This window comes from Janthinobacterium sp. KBS0711 (genome assembly GCF_000988085.1).
GTDB classification, from domain to species: domain Bacteria; phylum Pseudomonadota; class Gammaproteobacteria; order Burkholderiales; family Burkholderiaceae_D; genus Janthinobacterium; species Janthinobacterium lividum_E.
On the sequence record NZ_LBCO01000002.1, the window covers coordinates 39,838 to 55,630 of the forward strand.

At 62.7% G+C, this 15,793-nt stretch carries 13 protein-coding genes and 1 pseudogene; 12 read left to right on the top strand and 2 right to left on the bottom strand.

What is annotated here, in order from left to right; genetic code table 11:
* The first annotated feature begins 8 nt into the window (after positions 1-8).
* Both msrP and VM94_RS00240 read left to right on the top strand, forming a co-directional pair.
* Positions 9-986 (top strand): protein-methionine-sulfoxide reductase catalytic subunit MsrP, encoded by a 978-nt coding sequence (gene msrP, locus VM94_RS00235; protein WP_046681676.1) that lies wholly within the window; start codon positions 9-11, stop codon positions 984-986.
* Between the two features lie 9 nt (positions 987-995).
* Complete coding sequence (locus VM94_RS00240; RefSeq protein ID WP_046681677.1) at positions 996-1,649, top strand: sulfite oxidase heme-binding subunit YedZ; 654 nt, start codon at positions 996-998, stop codon at positions 1,647-1,649.
* Here the strand turns inward: VM94_RS00240 and lptM are convergent.
* On the bottom strand, positions 1,646-1,870 hold the full coding sequence (gene lptM / locus VM94_RS29300) for an LPS translocon maturation chaperone LptM (RefSeq protein WP_099378447.1): 225 nt from the start codon (positions 1,868-1,870) through the stop codon (positions 1,646-1,648). The two genes, VM94_RS00240 and lptM, sit on opposite strands and share 4 nt — an antisense overlap.
* On the opposite strand from lptM, the gene cyaY reads away from it, so the two are divergent.
* Complete coding sequence (gene cyaY, locus VM94_RS00250) at positions 1,869-2,198, top strand: iron donor protein CyaY (protein WP_035824041.1); 330 nt, start codon at positions 1,869-1,871, stop codon at positions 2,196-2,198. The two genes, lptM and cyaY, sit on opposite strands and share 2 nt — an antisense overlap.
* 66 nt (positions 2,199-2,264) lie before the next feature.
* Here the strand turns inward: cyaY and VM94_RS00255 are convergent, their stop codons facing one another.
* Positions 2,265-4,610 (bottom strand): penicillin-binding protein 1A, encoded by a 2,346-nt coding sequence (locus VM94_RS00255; RefSeq protein WP_046681678.1) that lies wholly within the window; start codon positions 4,608-4,610, stop codon positions 2,265-2,267.
* A 300-nt stretch (positions 4,611-4,910) separates the two neighbouring features.
* On the opposite strand from VM94_RS00255, the gene pilM reads away from it, so the two are divergent.
* The 9 genes and pseudogenes from pilM to nrfD all read left to right on the top strand — a co-directional run bounded on the left by pilM (position 4,911) and on the right by nrfD (position 15,783).
* Positions 4,911-5,543, top strand: a complete 633-nt coding sequence (gene pilM / locus VM94_RS00260) for a pilus assembly protein PilM (RefSeq protein WP_160309259.1) — start codon at positions 4,911-4,913, stop codon at positions 5,541-5,543.
* Positions 5,544-5,548: 5 nt separating this feature from the next.
* Positions 5,549-6,088 (top strand): PilN domain-containing protein, encoded by a 540-nt coding sequence (locus tag VM94_RS00265; protein ID WP_160309260.1) that lies wholly within the window; start codon positions 5,549-5,551, stop codon positions 6,086-6,088.
* A gap of 15 nt (positions 6,089-6,103) precedes the next feature.
* Positions 6,104-7,138, top strand: coding sequence for a pilus assembly protein PilP (locus VM94_RS27105; protein WP_052755435.1), 1,035 nt, complete (start codon positions 6,104-6,106; stop codon positions 7,136-7,138).
* A gap of 92 nt (positions 7,139-7,230) precedes the next feature.
* Positions 7,231-8,556 (top strand): annotated as a pseudogene (locus VM94_RS00275) (type IV pilus secretin PilQ); the annotation flags it as partial.
* A gap of 112 nt (positions 8,557-8,668) precedes the next feature.
* Complete coding sequence (locus VM94_RS00280) at positions 8,669-10,882, top strand: Ig-like domain-containing protein (RefSeq protein WP_046681680.1); 2,214 nt, start codon at positions 8,669-8,671, stop codon at positions 10,880-10,882.
* A 106-nt stretch (positions 10,883-10,988) separates the two neighbouring features.
* Positions 10,989-12,608: a bifunctional shikimate kinase/3-dehydroquinate synthase AroKB gene (gene aroKB, locus VM94_RS00285; protein ID WP_046681717.1), complete on the top strand. Its 1,620-nt coding sequence runs from the start codon at positions 10,989-10,991 to the stop codon at positions 12,606-12,608.
* Position 12,609: 1 nt separating this feature from the next.
* On the top strand, positions 12,610-13,758 hold the full coding sequence (locus VM94_RS00290; RefSeq protein WP_046681681.1) for a deoxyguanosinetriphosphate triphosphohydrolase: 1,149 nt from the start codon (positions 12,610-12,612) through the stop codon (positions 13,756-13,758).
* Positions 13,759-13,962: 204 nt separating this feature from the next.
* Positions 13,963-14,673, top strand: coding sequence for a sulfate reduction electron transfer complex DsrMKJOP subunit DsrO (gene dsrO, locus VM94_RS00295; RefSeq protein WP_046681682.1), 711 nt, complete (start codon positions 13,963-13,965; stop codon positions 14,671-14,673).
* A gap of 3 nt (positions 14,674-14,676) precedes the next feature.
* Positions 14,677-15,783: an NrfD/PsrC family molybdoenzyme membrane anchor subunit gene (gene nrfD / locus VM94_RS00300; RefSeq protein ID WP_046681683.1), complete on the top strand. Its 1,107-nt coding sequence runs from the start codon at positions 14,677-14,679 to the stop codon at positions 15,781-15,783.
* The last annotated feature ends 10 nt before the right edge of the window (positions 15,784-15,793 follow it).

The window sequence follows — 15,793 nt, forward strand, 5'->3', positions numbered from 1 at the left end:
GAGCCGCCATGTTGATCAAGCGCAGTCCCAACGGCATTGAGTTGCCGTATTCTTCCGAAATCACGCCCCGCGCCGTGTTTGAATCGCGCCGCAGCTTCATCAAGCAAGTGGCGCTGGGCTCGATGTCCAGCGCGGCCTTGCTGGAAATGGCCAGCCGCGAAGCGTTCGCGCAAGGCGCCAATCCCAAGCTGGCCGCCAAGCTCAATCCCGCCTATTCGGCGCTGGACAAGCAGACAGCCTATAAAGACGCAACCAGCTACAACAATTTCTACGAATTCGGCACGGACAAGAGCGACCCGGCGCAAAACGCGGGCACCCTGCGCACACGGCCGTGGACGGTCAGCATCGAAGGCGAAGTCAAGAAACCGATGACCCTGGATCTCGATGCGCTGCTGAAGCTGGCGCCGCTGGAAGAGCGCGTCTACCGGCTGCGCTGCGTGGAAGGCTGGTCGATGGTCATCCCGTGGGTCGGTTATTCCTTCTCGGAAATCATCAAGAAGGTCGAGCCGACTGGCAATGCCAAGTATGTGGAATTCATCACCCTGGCCGACAAGAAGCAAATGCCGGGCGTGGGCAGCCGCGTGCTGCAGTGGCCTTATACGGAAGGCTTGCGCATCGATGAAGCGAACCATCCGCTGGCGCTGCTGACCCTAGGCATGTATGGCGAAACCTTGCCGAACCAGAACGGCGCGCCCGTGCGCATGGTATTGCCGTGGAAATATGGTTTCAAGTCGGCCAAATCCATCGTCAAGATCCGTTTCGTCAAGGAACAGCCGCGCACGTCCTGGAACCTGTCGGCGCCGTCCGAATACGGTTTTTACTCGAACGTGAACCCGAACGTCGATCATCCGCGCTGGTCGCAAGCTTCCGAGCGGCGCATCGGGGAAGACGGTTTTCTCGCGCGCAAGCGCAAGACCCTGATGTTCAACGGCTACAACGATGTCGCTTCCTTGTACGCGGGCATGGACCTGAAAAAGTTCTTTTAAGGAAAGACCATGGCCCTCAACCCCACGAGCAGGCAGTTATCGCTGCTGAAAAGCCTGATCTTTTTGCTGGCGCTGCTGCCATTTGGACGCATGGTCTGGCTGACGTACACGGGGCAACTGGTGGAGCCGCTGGAATTCATCACGCGCGGCACGGGCGACTGGACCCTGTATTTCCTGTGCATCAGTCTGACAGTGACGCCCTTGCGGCGCTTTACGCAATGGAATTGGCTGATCAAGCTGCGGCGCATGCTGGGCCTGTTCGCATTTTTCTATGCGGCGCTGCACTTCACCACGTTTTTATGGTTCGATCACTTTTTCGATGTGCAGGAAATGTGGAAGGATGTGCTCAAGCGGCCATTCATCACGGTAGGCTTTATTGCCTTCGTCTTGCTCATTCCGCTGGCCGTGACGAGCACGAACGGCATGGTGAAACGCCTGGGAGGCAAGCGCTGGCAGTGGTTGCACCGGCTCATCTACATCATCGCGCCGCTGGGCATCTTGCACTTCTGGTGGATGAAGGCGGGCAAGAATAATTTTGCGCAACCGATCCTGTTCGGCAGCATCGTCGCGCTACTGCTGCTAATACGCGTTTATTTTGCCTGGAGCAAGCGCGAGAAAAGCGCCAGGGCGGCCAAGGCTGCCACCCCGGTACGCTCGACTTAGGTTGCCGGCACGATCACCGGTGGCGGCGGCACGGGCGCCGGTTCGACGGGGCCTTTGGCTGGCGCGCCCTTGGCCGCTGGCGGCTTGGGCAGGTACAGGGGACCGGGCTGGCCGCAGCCGGCCAGGACGCTAGAAACCACAATGGCGGTGCCGATATAAAACGCTGAGGATGACTTCACGATTAGAATCACGGTTTGATTAAGATCTTTGGAGTGTAGCATGAGCGAATCGGAATTCCTGGCCCTGGCCGAAGCCACCCTGACCCAGATCGAGGCGGCGCTGGACCGGCTGAACGATGAAGACGTGCTCGACGTCGAATGCAGCCGCAGCGGCAATGTGCTGGAAATCGAATTCATCGATAACGGCACGAAAATCATCGTCAACAGCCAGGCCCCCATGCGCGAAATGTGGGTGGCCGCCCGTTCCGGCGGTTTCCACTACAAGCGCGTGGGCGACGAGTGGATCAACACGCGCGACGGCTCGGAACTGTTCGCGGCCCTGTCGGCCATGGCCAGCGAACAGGCGGGTGCGCCGGTGGTCCTGAAGTAATTCTGACTGCCGTGGCAATAAAAAAAGGGCAGCCTTTGCAGGCTGCCCTTTTTGCATGATTACCGTTTAAAACAACTCGTTCTTCACGGCTTCTTTCGCCTTTTCTTCCTCCGGCGTGCCGCGCGCCGCGCCTTCCAGGCTGCCTACGCCCGTGCCCGGTGGGTTTTCAGCATAGTAATACTCGTCGCCCACGTGGATCAGGCCTTCCGGCACGGCGCGTTCCTCGACGGGAATGCTTTTCAGGGCTTTCGCCATGTAGCTGATCCAGATCGGCAAGGCCAGGCCGCCGCCCGTTTCGCGGTTGCCCAGGTTGCGCGGCTGGTCGTAGCCGATCCAGGCGATACCGACCAGCTTGGCCTGGTAACCGGCAAACCACGCATCGATGGAATCGTTGGTCGTGCCCGTCTTGCCGGCCAGGTCGGGGCGCTTCAATGCCATGGCTTTATTGGCCGTACCGAAGCGCACGACGTCGTTGAGCATGCTGTTCATCATGAAGGCATTGCGCTCGTCGATAACCCGGTTGGCTTCCTCGCCCGCCAGGTCCGGCTTGGCTTGCGACAAGACATTGCCATCGCTATCGGTGACCTTGGCGATCAGATACGGGTTGATCTTGTAGCCGCCATTGGCGAACACGGCATACGCGCCCGCCATCTGCAGCGGCGTCACGTTGCCGGCGCCCAAGGCCAGGGTCAGGTACGGCGGGTTCTTGTCCGCGTCAAAGCCGAAGCGCGTCGCATATTCCTGGCCATATTTGGCGCCGATCTTGTGCAGGATGCGGATGGAAATCATGTTCTTCGATTTCATCAAGCCCTTGCGCATGGTCATCGGGCCATCGTATTTGCTGTCGTAGTTTTTCGGTTCCCACGCCTGGCCGCCCGTCTGGCCAGCGTCGAACGAGATCGGCGCATCGTTGATGATGGTGGCCGGCGACAGGCCCCGTTCCAGCGAAGCGGAGTAGATGAAGGGCTTGAAGGCCGAACCGGGCTGGCGCCACGCCTGCGTGACGTGGTTGAACTTGTTTCGGTTGTAATCGAAGCCGCCCACCATGGCGCGGATGGCGCCGTCCGTGGTGCTGGCCGAGACGAACGCCGATTGCACTTCCGGCATCTGCGTCAAGACCCAGGCGTTGCCTTCTTGCATGACGCGGATCACGGCGCCGCGCTTGATGCGGCGGTTCGGCGCCGCTTTTTCCGACAGCCAGGCCGCGCCGAAGGTCAGGCCGGGGCCGGTAATGGTGATTTCCTCGCCGGCCGAGGTGACTGCCTGCAACGATTTGGGTGACGCCTGCAGCACCATGGCGGCGATGATGTCGTCGCTGTCCGGGTGGTCGGCCAGTTCCGTTTCGATCGCGTCATCCGCTTCGGCCTTGGTTTTCGGAATCTCGATATACGCTTCGGGGCCGCGATAGCCGTGGCGTTTCTCGTAATCCATCACGCCCTTGCGCAAGGCGATGTAGGCGGCGTCCTGGTCCGCCTTGGTGATGGTGGTGTAGACGTTCAGGCCGCGCGTATAGGTGTCTTCCTTGAATTGCTCGTAGACGAGCTGGCGCGCCATTTCCGACACGTATTCCGCATGCACGCCGAAGGCGCTGCTGTCGGTTTTCACTTTCAGCTCTTCATTCTTGGCTTCCGTGTATTGCTCTGGCGTGATGTAGCCCAGCTGCGCCATGCGTTGCAGGATGTATTGCTGGCGCATGCGCGCGCGTTTCGGATTGACGACGGGGTTGTAGGCCGATGGCGCCTTTGGCAAGCCAGCCAGCATGGCCGCTTCGGCCACGGTCAGGTCCTGGATATTCTTGCCGAAATAGATTTGCGCGGCCGAGGCGAAGCCGTAGGCGCGCTGACCCAGATAAATCTGGTTCATATACACTTCGAGGATCTGGTCCTTGCTGAGGTTTTTCTCGATCTTCCAGGCCAGCAAGACTTCATACGCCTTGCGTTTCAAGGTCTGTTCGCTGGACAGGAAGAAATTGCGCGCCACCTGCTGCGTGATGGTCGAGGCGCCTTGCTTGGCGCCGCCCGTCAGGTTGTGCAGGGCCGCGCGCGTGATGCCCAGGTAATCAACGCCGCCATGTTCATAGAAGCGGTCATCTTCGATGGCCAGCACGGCTTTCTTCATGACATCGGGAATATCCTTGATGTGCACCATGTTGCGGCGCTCTTCGCCGAACTCGCCGATCAGCACACTGTCGGATGTGAACACGCGCAGCGGCATCTTGGGCTTGTAATCGGTCAAGGTATCGAGTGCCGGCAGGTTCGGATAGGCCATGGCCAGGCCGAATACCACCAGCAGCACGCCGACGATGCCCAGGCCCAGCAGCGATGCCAGGGCCATCAGCAGGAAACGTTTGGGTTTGCTGCCCTTGGTGGGCGGCTTCGAGCCAGCGGGGCCAGCGGATTTTGAAGATGTCATGCGTCGTATGTCTTTCGGTTAATTATGCCGGCCAATTATAAGCGAGCTTGCCGGGGTGGCAGCGCGCCGTGGCGCTCGCCGGGGGAGTGTCGAAACTTGCCGATACTCTATATAAGCGTGTATTGGCCCGCTGGCAACCAGGATTTGGTAACAATTATCCTGCGCCAGATCACGGCCCCGCCAGATAGGCGCCGCGCGCCGCAGACACGAGCGTGAAATCCATTTACAAGCCAGCGCTGCCGGGACTAGGCTTTCGGATGGCAGGACCTCCTTCCACGCTGACGTTTCTCTATGAAAAACATGTCCATCAGTAGTTTTCTTGGCATCGGCTTGCTGGGCGTCGACATGGCGGACGATGCCGTGCGCGTGGTCGAGTTGAGATGCCGGCGGGGAAAACTGTCGTGCCGGCATTGCGGCAGTTCTGCGCTGGCAGCAGGGGTGATGCTTGAAGGCAATATCGAAGATCTGCAGGGCCTGGCCGATGCCGTGCACCAGGCTTATCGCGACAGTGGCAGCGGCTGCACCCGCGTGGCGCTGGCCATGCCGGCCACGGCCCTGATCACGCACGCGATCCGCCTGCCTGCCGGATTACCGGAGGAGCAGCTGGAAATCCTCGTGGAACTGGAGGCGGCGCAATACATGCCGTTTCCGCTGGAAGACGCCAGCCTGGATTTTTTCATTCTCGGGCCCGCGCCGCCGCTTGCCGGCCAGACGGGCAGCGAGATCGACGTACTGCTGGTGGCGGCGCGGCGCGCCAGCGTGCAGCGCCGTCTGGATGCGGCCAAGGCAGCCGGATTGACGCCCGTCATCATGGATAGCGAGGCGCTGGCCTTGCAGGCGGCGCTCGCGCAAGGTGGCTGGCAAGCCTTGCCCGACGGCGGTCTGAGCTACCAGTTGGCCTGGGGCCTGGCTATGCACCGGTACGCCCGATGAAAGCCGTGGCGGAAGTGCCATGTATCAACCTTTTGCCGTACCGCCAGGCGGCACGCCGCAGGCGCGTTCAGTGGCTGCTGTGGCAGCTGGCGGGCGGGGCGCTGCTGGGACTGCTGCTGGCCCTGGCGGCGGGCGCCTGGCTGCAGTACCGGCTTGACGCGCAACTGCGCCGCCAGGAGGACTGGCTCCATGCCATGCAGCAAGTTAATGCCGTCCTCGCCGCCGGCAAGCGGGTGCAGGGGGAGACGGGGGCGCTGCTGCGGCGTCAGCAAGCCATTGCCAGTTTGCAAGAGCAACGCAATGCCTGGGTGCGCATGCTGGCGGTTCTGGCCCAGGCGATGCCGGCCGGCGTGGCCTTGCACAGTGTGCGCCAGGAAACAGTGATGGTGCGCCTGCAAGGGCAGGCTGTGTCGCAGGACAAGGTCGCGGCACTGTTGTTGGCGCTGGAGCAGGCCGCGCCCTGGTCCCGCCCGGAAGTGCTGGAAGTGCGCGGCGCGGTCGATGGCGCCGTGGAGTGGACGATACGGCTGGCTTTGGCACCCTAATCCAGGAGGTTGATCATGCTGAGCTTGAAGACCGCGTCGCTGTGGCCGCTACCGGTGCGCCTCGCTTGCGCCGCCCTGGCCGGTGCGCTGGTGGCCACGCTGCTGCACCTTGCATGGCTGGTTGGACTGATGACTGCCGTGCAGGTGGCGCAAAGTGAGGCGGCCCGCTTGCGCGCCGACTATCTGGCGGCACAGACCAGGGCGAAGCAGTTGCCGCAGTGGCGTGCGCAGCAGCGTCAGGCCGGCGCCGAACTGGCCTTGCTGGAACAGCAACTGCCCGATCAGCAAGCAATGGCGGCGCTGTTGACGGACATTAACGCAGCAGGCCAGTCGCGCGGCCTGCAAATTTCACTGTTCAAGCCGGGTGTTGCCCGGCCGCAAGCGCCGTATGTTGCCTTGCCGATCGCCATACAGTTGCGCGGCGGTTACCACGCCATGGGTGCGTTGCTGGCGGACCTGGCGCGCCTGCCGCGCATCGTCACGGTGCACGAGCTGGTCTTGACCCTCGGCAAGGATCGCTTGCTGACCTTTGACGCCGTGCTGCAGGCGTATCGCTTGCCCGAAGCGGTGGAGCTGGCGGCGCAAGCGACATTGCCGCCCAAGGCGGGCGCGCCCGCAGTGACACCAACTTGGCGTCCGCTTGCCGCTGTCGCGCCGCATCCCTACGAAGCGGCTGCCTTGGCCGATCCATTTAATGTCTTGCCGCCGGCGCCCGTGTCCGGTCAGCGGGGCGGTGTGGCGGGGCCCGACCTGCGGCGGATGCGCGAACCGCTGGAAAGCGTGGCCTTGCCCGCCATCAGCATGGTTGGCAGCGTGCAACAGGACGGGCGCCTGAGCGCGCTGCTGCTGGCGGGCCAGCGCGTGTACCGGGTGACGGTGGGCCAGTACCTGGGGCAAAATCACGGCGTGGTGACGGACATCAGCGAACGAGCGCTGCAGTACAAGGAGTTGCTGCAGGACGGGGGAGGCGGGTGGCGCGAGCGGCGCGGCAGCCTGTCGTTGAGCAAGGCGGGCGACGCCAAGGCCAGCGTGCCCGAGGCGGCGCCATGAGGCCGCGCCGCATGCTCCTGGCCGCCATGCTGTGTCTGCATGCCAACGGTCTTGCCCAGAAGGCCGTGGTGCAGGTGACGGCGCCGCGCCTGTATGCGGGCGACAAAATCTCCGTCGATTTCCAGAACGTGGGCGTGCGCGCGGCCCTGCACATCCTGGCCGATGCATCGGGGCAAAACATCATCGCCAGCGACAGCGTGGCGGGCAATGTGACCGTGCGCCTGCGCGACTTGCCGTGGGACCAGGCACTCGACGTGCTGCTGCAGGCCAAGGGCCTGGACATGCGGCGCACTGGCAACGTGCTGTGGATCGCGCCGCGCGAGGAAATCCTTGCGCGCGAAAAGCTGGAACTGGAACAGCGCGCGCAGATCGCGGAACTGGAACCCTTGCAATCAGCCATCTTCCAGCTCAATTACCAGAAGGCCGAAGCGTTTCGCACCGTGTTCGGCCTGGACGCGGGGGAAGGGCGCAGCCGGCTGCTGTCGCGCCGTGGCAGTGTGCTGATCGAGCCGCGTACGAATCAGCTGTTCGTCACCGACGTGCCGGCGCGCCTGGAACAGATCCGCCAACTGATTGCCAAGACGGATATTCCAACGCGCCAAGTGATGATCGAGGCGCGCATCGTCGAGGCGAACGACAGTTTCAGCCGTAACCTGGGCGCGCGCCTGGGTTTTACGGACCAGCGCTTGGCGGCAGGCCAGTTGCCCGGTTTTTCCCTGGGCGGCAGCGGGCGCCGCGCGGCTGTCGGCGGCAGCTACCAAGGCGTGGGCGAGGCGACGGGGCAAACGGTGGCCGGCAGCGGCGCCTTCGTGCCGAACACGCAATTCGTCAACTTGCCGGCCGCCAGCATCAATGGCTTGCAGCCGGCCAGCTTCGCCCTGAGCCTGTTTTCGGCGGCCGCCAACCGTTTTTTGAACCTGGAATTGTCCGCGCTGGAAGCGGACGGCCGGGGCAAGATCATTTCCAGCCCCCGCGTGGTGACGGCCGACAAGGTGCTGGCGTTGATCGAGCAAGGCATCGAGCTGCCGTATCAGGTGGCCACCAGCAGCGGCGCCACGTCGATCACGTTCCGCAAGGCGAACTTGCGTCTGGAAGTGACGCCGCAGATCACGCCGGATGGCAACGTGGTGCTGGAAGTGGACGTTAACAAGGATAGCGTGGGCCAGGAAACCCGTTCCGGCTTCGCCATCGACACCAAGCACGTGCGCACGCAAGTGATGGTGGAAGACGGCGGCACGGTGGTGCTGGGCGGTATTTATCAGCAATCCGAACGGGGCACGGACAGCAAGGTGCCGATTCTTGGCGACATCCCCGTGCTCGGTGTTTTTTTCCGCAGCACGGGCCGCAGTCAAGAAAAAACGGAACTAATGGTGTTTATTACGCCGAAAATAGTGGCAGATCGGCCAGCAACACGTTAATGTCACATCTTTACGTTTAAGTAACAATGCACACGAAAGCGGACTGATGGCGACTATGCGGAATGTATCTTGGGGCAACACTTATTGGAGTCGGGTATCGAATTGGCTGGTCTTGCTGGTCATTAGCTCTGTACTGGCCGCGTGTGGCGGCGGTGGCGGTGATCCGACCATCGATGGCGGCAATGGTGGTGGGACGACGGGCGGCGTGGGCGCGACGGTCACGGTAAGCCTGTTTAACGCTGCTGGCCAGCCTGGCAGTACGCTCAGCAGTACTACGCCGCTGACGGCCAAGGCGCTCGTCAACGATAAAAATGGCGTTCCTGTCAGCAATGCCGTGGTCACGTTTTCGGCCGACGCCGCGTTGGTAACGTTGTCATCGACCAACGGCACGGCGCTGACCGACGCCAAGGGCTATGCCAGCATCACTGTCTCGGCCTTGAATGCGACGGTCGCTGGTGCGGGCAAGCTGACGGCCACTGTCGCAACGGCCACCGCCACGGTCACCGGCGAGGCGAGCTATGAAATCAAGGCAGCGCAAGCTGCTGGCGCGAAAATGACGCTGTCGCTGTTCAGCGGTAGCAGCGCAAGCAATTCTTTATCGAGCGCCACGCCATTGACGGCCAAGGCGCTTGTTACCGACTTGAGCGGCAAGCCGATCGCCGATGCCCTGGTGGTTTTTTCTACCGACAATGCCGTTGCTGTACTGTCCCCGTCGGTAGGGACGGCACTGACTGACGCGACGGGTATGGCCAGCGTTACCATGCGTCCTTTCAGTCTGACGAGCAGCGGCGCCGCTAGCTTGCGGGCAAGCACGACAGTAAATGGTGCTCTTACCAGCACCCAAATTAACTATGTGCTGGGAACAACAGATCTGACGCTGGCCAACATGACCTTTTCGCCCGCCAGCATCCCTGCCTATGGCACGGCAAATGTGTCGGTCGATATCATGGCTGGCAGCAAGGCCTACACCGGTACGGGAGTAACGGTGGATTTTGGTTCGAACTGTGTCTTTGCGGGCAAAGCCAGCGTGAGCAGCGGCGTGCCGGCCGTCAATGGCAAGGCGACGGCCGTGTACCGCGATCTCGGTTGCGGCGGCGCGGACATGCTGTTTGCCTCCGTGACCGGTAGCAACGCCGCACTGCACGCCACCCTGAACGTCGCGCGGGCGACGCCGGCATCGGTACAGTTTTCCGCCGTTAGTCCGGTGGGGAAATCGCTTGTCATTCAAGGCCAGGGCGGCTTGTCGCGCACGGAAACGGCGACCCTGACTTTCCGCGTATTCGATACTTTTAACAGGCCTTTGCCAGGCCAGGAAGTCACTTTCTCGCTGCTGAACGGCCCAGGTGTGACGTTGAATAAGCTGAAGGACATCACCGATGCCAACGGTGAAGTCATCACCACGGTCAATTCCGGTCTTACGCCGACGACGTTCCGCGTCAAGGCCAGCCTGGTATCCGGCGTATCCACCTTGTCCGACTCCATCCTGGTGACGACCGGCTTGCCCGTGCAAACGGCATTTTCGCTGAGCGTGGTTAAATCCAACGTGGAAGGCTGGTCCTATGACAGCGGCGTGGGCAACCCCGCCACCACCGTCACTGTCCTGTTGGCGGACCAGGCGGGCAATCCGGTACCGGATGGCACGCCGGTGGCGTTCCAGAGCAACCTGGGCTCTATCGGTTCATCGAGCATGGGTGGCTGCACCACTACCAATGGCGGCTGCTCGGTCGATTTCCGCAGCCAGAATCCGCGTGTGGCGACCAATCCGCCGGCGACGCCCTGCAATGACCTCAAAAACGGCGGCACGGCGGACAGTAACTGGCCGGGCCTGGCGACCGTGTGCGCCAGCACGTCGGATGGCAGCACGACATTGTTTGCCAAGATCGCGGTCTTCTTGAGCGACAGCCATCCTGACAAGGTCTTCCTGACGAACGACGATGGCAGCGCCGCTGTCCTGGGGACGCAGGCGTATGACCTGGGTTCCCGGTCGGCGAGCCTGCCCCGCACATTCCGCCTGCTGATCAGCGATCTGCATCAAAATCCCATGCCATCCGGTAGTACGGTGACAATCACGAATGCCGTCAATGGGCAGGTTTCAGTGTTGCCGGCGAGCGTGCAAAATATCTACCCGCACAATATGCTTGGTGTCGATGACAGGACGGGCAACAACATCAAGGGTAACCAGGGCAGCCTGCATACCGTTACAATTAACAGTATGACGCCGACCAACTGTGTAGCCGATGTAGTCAATACGTTTAATGTGACAGTGACGACGCCGCTGGGCAACGCCACCAGTTACCCGTTTAGACTGACATTCTCCTGTCCTTGACCTGCGGGGGAGCGGGGGCCGTCGAGGGTGGCACCCGTTATTTTCTGATTGATTGATATAAAAAGTGTCCGAAATTTCCAACAGTAATATCTTTCTTGTCGGCCTCATGGGCGCAGGCAAAACCACGATCGGGCGCATCCTGGCCCGCAAGCTGGGCTTGCGCTTTGTCGATTCCGACCACGAAATCGAGGCACGCACGGGAGCGACCATCCCGTGGATCTTTGAAATCGAGGGCGAGGCCAGCTTTCGCCGGCGCGAGGCCGAGGTCATCCGCGACCTGAGCGCCCAGGAAGGCATCGTCATGGCCACTGGCGGCGGAGCCATCCTCAACGCCGACAGCCGCGCCTATCTGAAGGAACGGGGCACGGTCGTGTACCTGCGCGCCAGCGTGAGCAACATCCTCGCGCGCACCAGCCACGACAAGAACCGTCCCCTGCTGCAGACGGCCGACCCGCGCAGGAAGCTTGAAGAGCTGACGGCGCAGCGCGAGCCCCATTACATGGAAGTGGCCGACATTGTGATCGACACGGGCCGTCCTAACGTACAATCGATGGTCCAGACCATCCTGATGCAGCTGGCCAGCCTCGAATGCGAGGCTTCGCCCAACTGCGTCATTCATGCAGAGCCTTCGATGAACGAGCAATCCAAAATGTTGTTGAGCGTAGACCTCGACGAACGCAGTTATCCGATCGCCATCGGTCCTGGCCTCCTGGCCGATGCCGATGCGCTGCTGCGCCATATCAGCGGCCACAAGGTGGCCATCGTCACCAACACCACCGTCGCCCCGCTGTACCTGGGCCGCCTGCAGGCGGCGCTGGCCAGCGATGGCCGCGAAGTGATCAGCATCGTCCTGCCGGACGGCGAGGAATATAAAAACTGGGCCAGCCTGATGCAGATCTTCGACGCGCTGCTGGCCAATAAATGCGACCGCAAGACCACCCTGGTGGCGCTGGGCGGCGGCGTGATCGGCGACCTGACCGGCTATGCGGCAGCGAGCTACATGCGCGGCATCGGCTTCGTGCAGGTGCCAACCACCCTGCTGGCGCAGGTCGATTCCTCCGTCGGCGGCAAGACGGGCATCAACCACCCGCTGGGCAAGAACATGATCGGCGCCTTCTACCAGCCGCGCGCCGTGATCGCCGACACCTCGACCTTGGAAACCCTGCCGGCGCGCGAGCTGTCGGCGGGCCTGGCCGAAGTGATCAAGCATGGCGCCATCATCGACGCCGCGTTCTTCGACTGGATCGAAGCGAACATGGCCAAGCTGATGGCGCGCGACAAGGGCGCCCTCGCGTATGCGATCGCCCGCTCGTGCGAAATCAAGGCCGACGTGGTGCGCCAGGACGAACGCGAAGGCGGCTTGCGCGCCATCCTGAACTTCGGCCACACCTTCGGCCACGCCATCGAGGCGGGCCTCGGCTACGGCCATTGGCTGCACGGCGAAGCCGTCGGCTGCGGCATGGTGATGGCGGCCGACCTGTCCTGCCGCATGGGCTATATCGACCAGGCTGCCGTCGAGCGCGTGCGCAAGCTCGTCGCCGCCGCTGGCTTGCCCGTCAAGGCGCCGGACCTCGGTGTCGCGCGCTGGCTGGAACTGATGGAGGTCGACAAGAAGAACGAGGGCGGCGCCATCAAGTTCATCCTGTTGAAACCCCTGGGCAGCCCGAGCATCACGTCCGCGCCGCACGAACTGGTGCTGGCCACCCTGGCCGCCGGAGTGCAATAACATGCTGCCCGAAGACTTCCTTGCCCCCTACGCGGCCCATTCGGCACAGGGTCAGGGACGTCGCTTTGCCGAGGCGCCGCACGCCTCGCGCAGCCAGTTCCAGCGTGACCGCGACCGCATTATCCACTCCTCGGCCTTCCGCCGCCTCGAATACAAGACCCAGGTGTTCCTCAACCACGAGGGAGACCTGTTCCGCACGCGCCTGACGCACAGCCTGGAAGTGGCGCAAGTGGGCCGCTCCATCGCGCGCAACCTGCGCCTCAATGAAGACCTGGTCGAAGCCATCGCGCTCGCGCATGACCTGGGCCACACGCCGTTCGGCCACGTGGGCCAGGACGTGCTCAATGAATGCATGCAGGAGCATGGCGGCTTCGAGCACAACCTGCAAAGCCTGCGCGTGGTCGACACCCTGGAAGAGCACTACGGCGCCTTCGATGGCTTGAACCTGATGTTCGAGACGCGCGAAGGCATCCTGAAACACTGCTCGCTGACGCATGCGCGCGAACTGGGTCCCGTGGCGCAGCGCTTCATCGACCGCACGCAACCGACCCTGGAAGCGCAGCTGACCAACCTGGCCGATGAAATCGCCTACAACAGCCACGATATCGACGACGGCCTGCGTTCCGGCCTGATCACCATCGCCCAGCTGGAAGAGGTGGAATTCTTCGGCCGTCTGTGGCGCGACGTGCAGCAGGCGTTTCCCGGCCTGTCGGGCCGGCGCGCCATCTATGAAACCCTGCGCCGCCTGATCACGGCCCTGGCCGACGATCTGATCGTCACCTCGACCGGCCTGATTGCCGATGCCGCGCCGCGTGATGTGAACGAAGTGCGCGCCAGTGCCCCGCTGATCCGTTTTTCGGACGCCATGCGCAAGGACGCGACGGACCTGAAACGCTTTTTACGGGCCAACCTGTACCGCCACTATCAAGTCAACCGCATGCGCGTAAAGGCCAGCCGCATCGTGCGCGAACTGTACGACAGCTTCATGGCCGAACCGGCCCTGCTGCCCCCCGACTATCAGCTGATTGGCCACGATAAGGATGGCGACGTCACGCAGCAGGCGCGCAAGATCGCCGACTACATCGCCGGCATGACGGACCGCTACGCGATCCGCGAGCATCGCCGGTTGTATTCGCTCGACGAGCTGTAACCGTCATTTTGGGGTCAGACCCGCCGGGTCTGACCCCAGCATTTGCCGTTGGGTTATAAGCGCGTACACCCATCCGACATCCTCTGTCAATTGGCATGATCATCTAGGTCCCCGCACTATCACCCCAATACCCCCGCAGCACCTTCTTTTCTATCATGGCAGCAAGTCAACAAGGGCTTGCCGCCCATAGTCAAGGAGAGTGTCATGATTGAATCGCGCCGCAGTTTCTTGCGCGCCTTGCCAGCTGTAACCATCGGGGCGGCCATCGCGCCGCTGCCGAGCAAGGCGGCCACGAAGGGCGAAGGCGGCCAGCGCTGGGCGATGGTGGTCGATGTGCAGAAGTGCATCGGCTGCCAGGCTTGCACGGTCTCCTGCATCATGGAAAACGCCGTGCCGGAAAACAGCTTCCGCACCGTCGTCTCGACCTATGAAGTCAAGGAAGAGAACCGCTGCGGTACCTACATGCTGCCGCGCCTGTGCAACCACTGCGCCAATCCCCCCTGCATTCCCGTCTGTCCCGTGGGCGCCACCTTCCAGCGCAAGGATGGCGTCGTCGTTGTCGATGGCGACCGCTGCGTGGGCTGCGCCTACTGCGTGCAAGCGTGTCCGTACGACGCGCGCTTCATCAACCACGAGACGGGCAAGGCCGATAAATGCACGTTCTGCGCTCACCGCGTCGATGAAGGCTTGCTGCCGGCCTGCGTGGAAACCTGCGTGGGCGGCGCGCGCATCTTCGGCGACCTCAATGACCCCAAAAGCCTGGTGCACCAGCTGCTCACCGAGAACAAGGTGAAGGTGCTGAAACCCGAGCAGGGCACCCAGCCCCACGTGTTCTACCTGGGACTGGACACGCGCTTCGCCGGCCACGTCGAAGGCGAAGCGACTCTTTGGCAACCGAGCAAACACGGGAAATAAACCATGGACAGCCACATCACCGAAATTGTCAACGTCACGCGCGAAGCGGCATGGCTGCCGTGGGCGGTGCAGTATTTTTTCCTCATCGGCCTCAGTTACGGCAGCTTCATGCTGACCTTGCCGTACTTCGTCTTCGGCCGCAAGGCGTATGAACGCCTGGGGCGCATCGCGCTGCTGGCGTCGCTCGTGTGCGGCATGACGGCGCCCGTGGCGCTGCTGGCCGACTTGCACGGGCCGGGCCGCTTCTACCATTTCTACATTTACTTCCAGCCGCAGTCGTGGATGTCGTGGGGTTCGTTCTTCATTCCCCTGTATCTGGGCTGTCTGATGCTGTACGCGTGGCTGGCGCTGCGCGTGGACTTCGCCACGCGGGGGCATGGCCAGGACCGCCTGGCCTTTGCCTACCGCCTGCTGGGGCGCGGTGGCGCCGCCTCGCGCAAGGCCATCGTCACCGCCGCCGCTTGCACCTTGCTGGCCGCCTTTGTCGTGGGCCTGTACACGGGGATGGAAGTGATGGTGGTGCGCGCCCGTCCCCTGTGGTTTACGCCCTTCCTGCCGGCGCAATTTGCCGCCACGGCCTTTGTCGGGGCGGTGGGCCTGGCGCTGCTGTTCAACCGTTTCCTGCCGGGCCGCGACCTGGCGCTGGAAGTATCGCTGAACCGGGCGCTGGCCCTGTCGCTGGCGCTGGTGCTGGCCCTGGGCGGCGGCTGGCTGTTCGTCAGCCTGTCCGGCGTGAGCGCCAGCCACAGCATGGCATTTACGCAGGTGGCCGGCATGCCGCAATGGCAGTTCACGGCCGTCTGGGCCGTGCTGTCGGCCATCGTGCCGATGGCCCTGGCCATCTGGCGCCCGGCCACGAGTGGCCTGGTCAACGGCCTGATCGCGCTGCATAGCGCCTGGATGATGCGCTGGACGATATTCATCGGCGGCCAGACGATCCCGAAAACGGGCGCCGGCCTGTACGACTACCACCTGCCGATGGGGAACGACGGCTTGATGGGGATTATCGGCACGGCGGGCCTGTGGATCGCGCTGCTGTTGCTGATGCTGGAATTTTTGCCATGGGCCGGACGCATGCTGCGCAACCGTCCCGCCATGGCCACGCACTGAGGAGTCAAAA

Bases quoted from the DNA above. Each gene is read 5' to 3' on its own strand.
- VM94_RS00240 (WP_046681677.1), top strand. From the start codon at position 996: ATGGCCCTCAACCCCACGAGCAGGCAGTTATCGCTGCTGAAAAGCCTG.
- cyaY (WP_035824041.1), top strand. From the start codon at position 1,869: ATGAGCGAATCGGAATTCCTGGCCCTGGCCGAAGCCACCCTGACCCAG.
- nrfD (WP_046681683.1), top strand. From the start codon at position 14,677: ATGGACAGCCACATCACCGAAATTGTCAACGTCACGCGCGAAGCGGCA.
- pilM (WP_160309259.1), top strand. From the start codon at position 4,911: ATGTCCATCAGTAGTTTTCTTGGCATCGGCTTGCTGGGCGTCGACATG.
- lptM (WP_099378447.1), bottom strand. From the start codon at position 1,870: ATGCTACACTCCAAAGATCTTAATCAAACCGTGATTCTAATCGTGAAG.
- VM94_RS00290 (WP_046681681.1), top strand. From the start codon at position 12,610: ATGCTGCCCGAAGACTTCCTTGCCCCCTACGCGGCCCATTCGGCACAG.
- VM94_RS00255 (WP_046681678.1), bottom strand. From the start codon at position 4,610: ATGACATCTTCAAAATCCGCTGGCCCCGCTGGCTCGAAGCCGCCCACC.
- VM94_RS27105 (WP_052755435.1), top strand. From the start codon at position 6,104: ATGCTGAGCTTGAAGACCGCGTCGCTGTGGCCGCTACCGGTGCGCCTC.
- msrP (WP_046681676.1), top strand. From the start codon at position 9: ATGTTGATCAAGCGCAGTCCCAACGGCATTGAGTTGCCGTATTCTTCC.
- dsrO (WP_046681682.1), top strand. From the start codon at position 13,963: ATGATTGAATCGCGCCGCAGTTTCTTGCGCGCCTTGCCAGCTGTAACC.
- aroKB (WP_046681717.1), top strand. From the start codon at position 10,989: ATGGGCGCAGGCAAAACCACGATCGGGCGCATCCTGGCCCGCAAGCTG.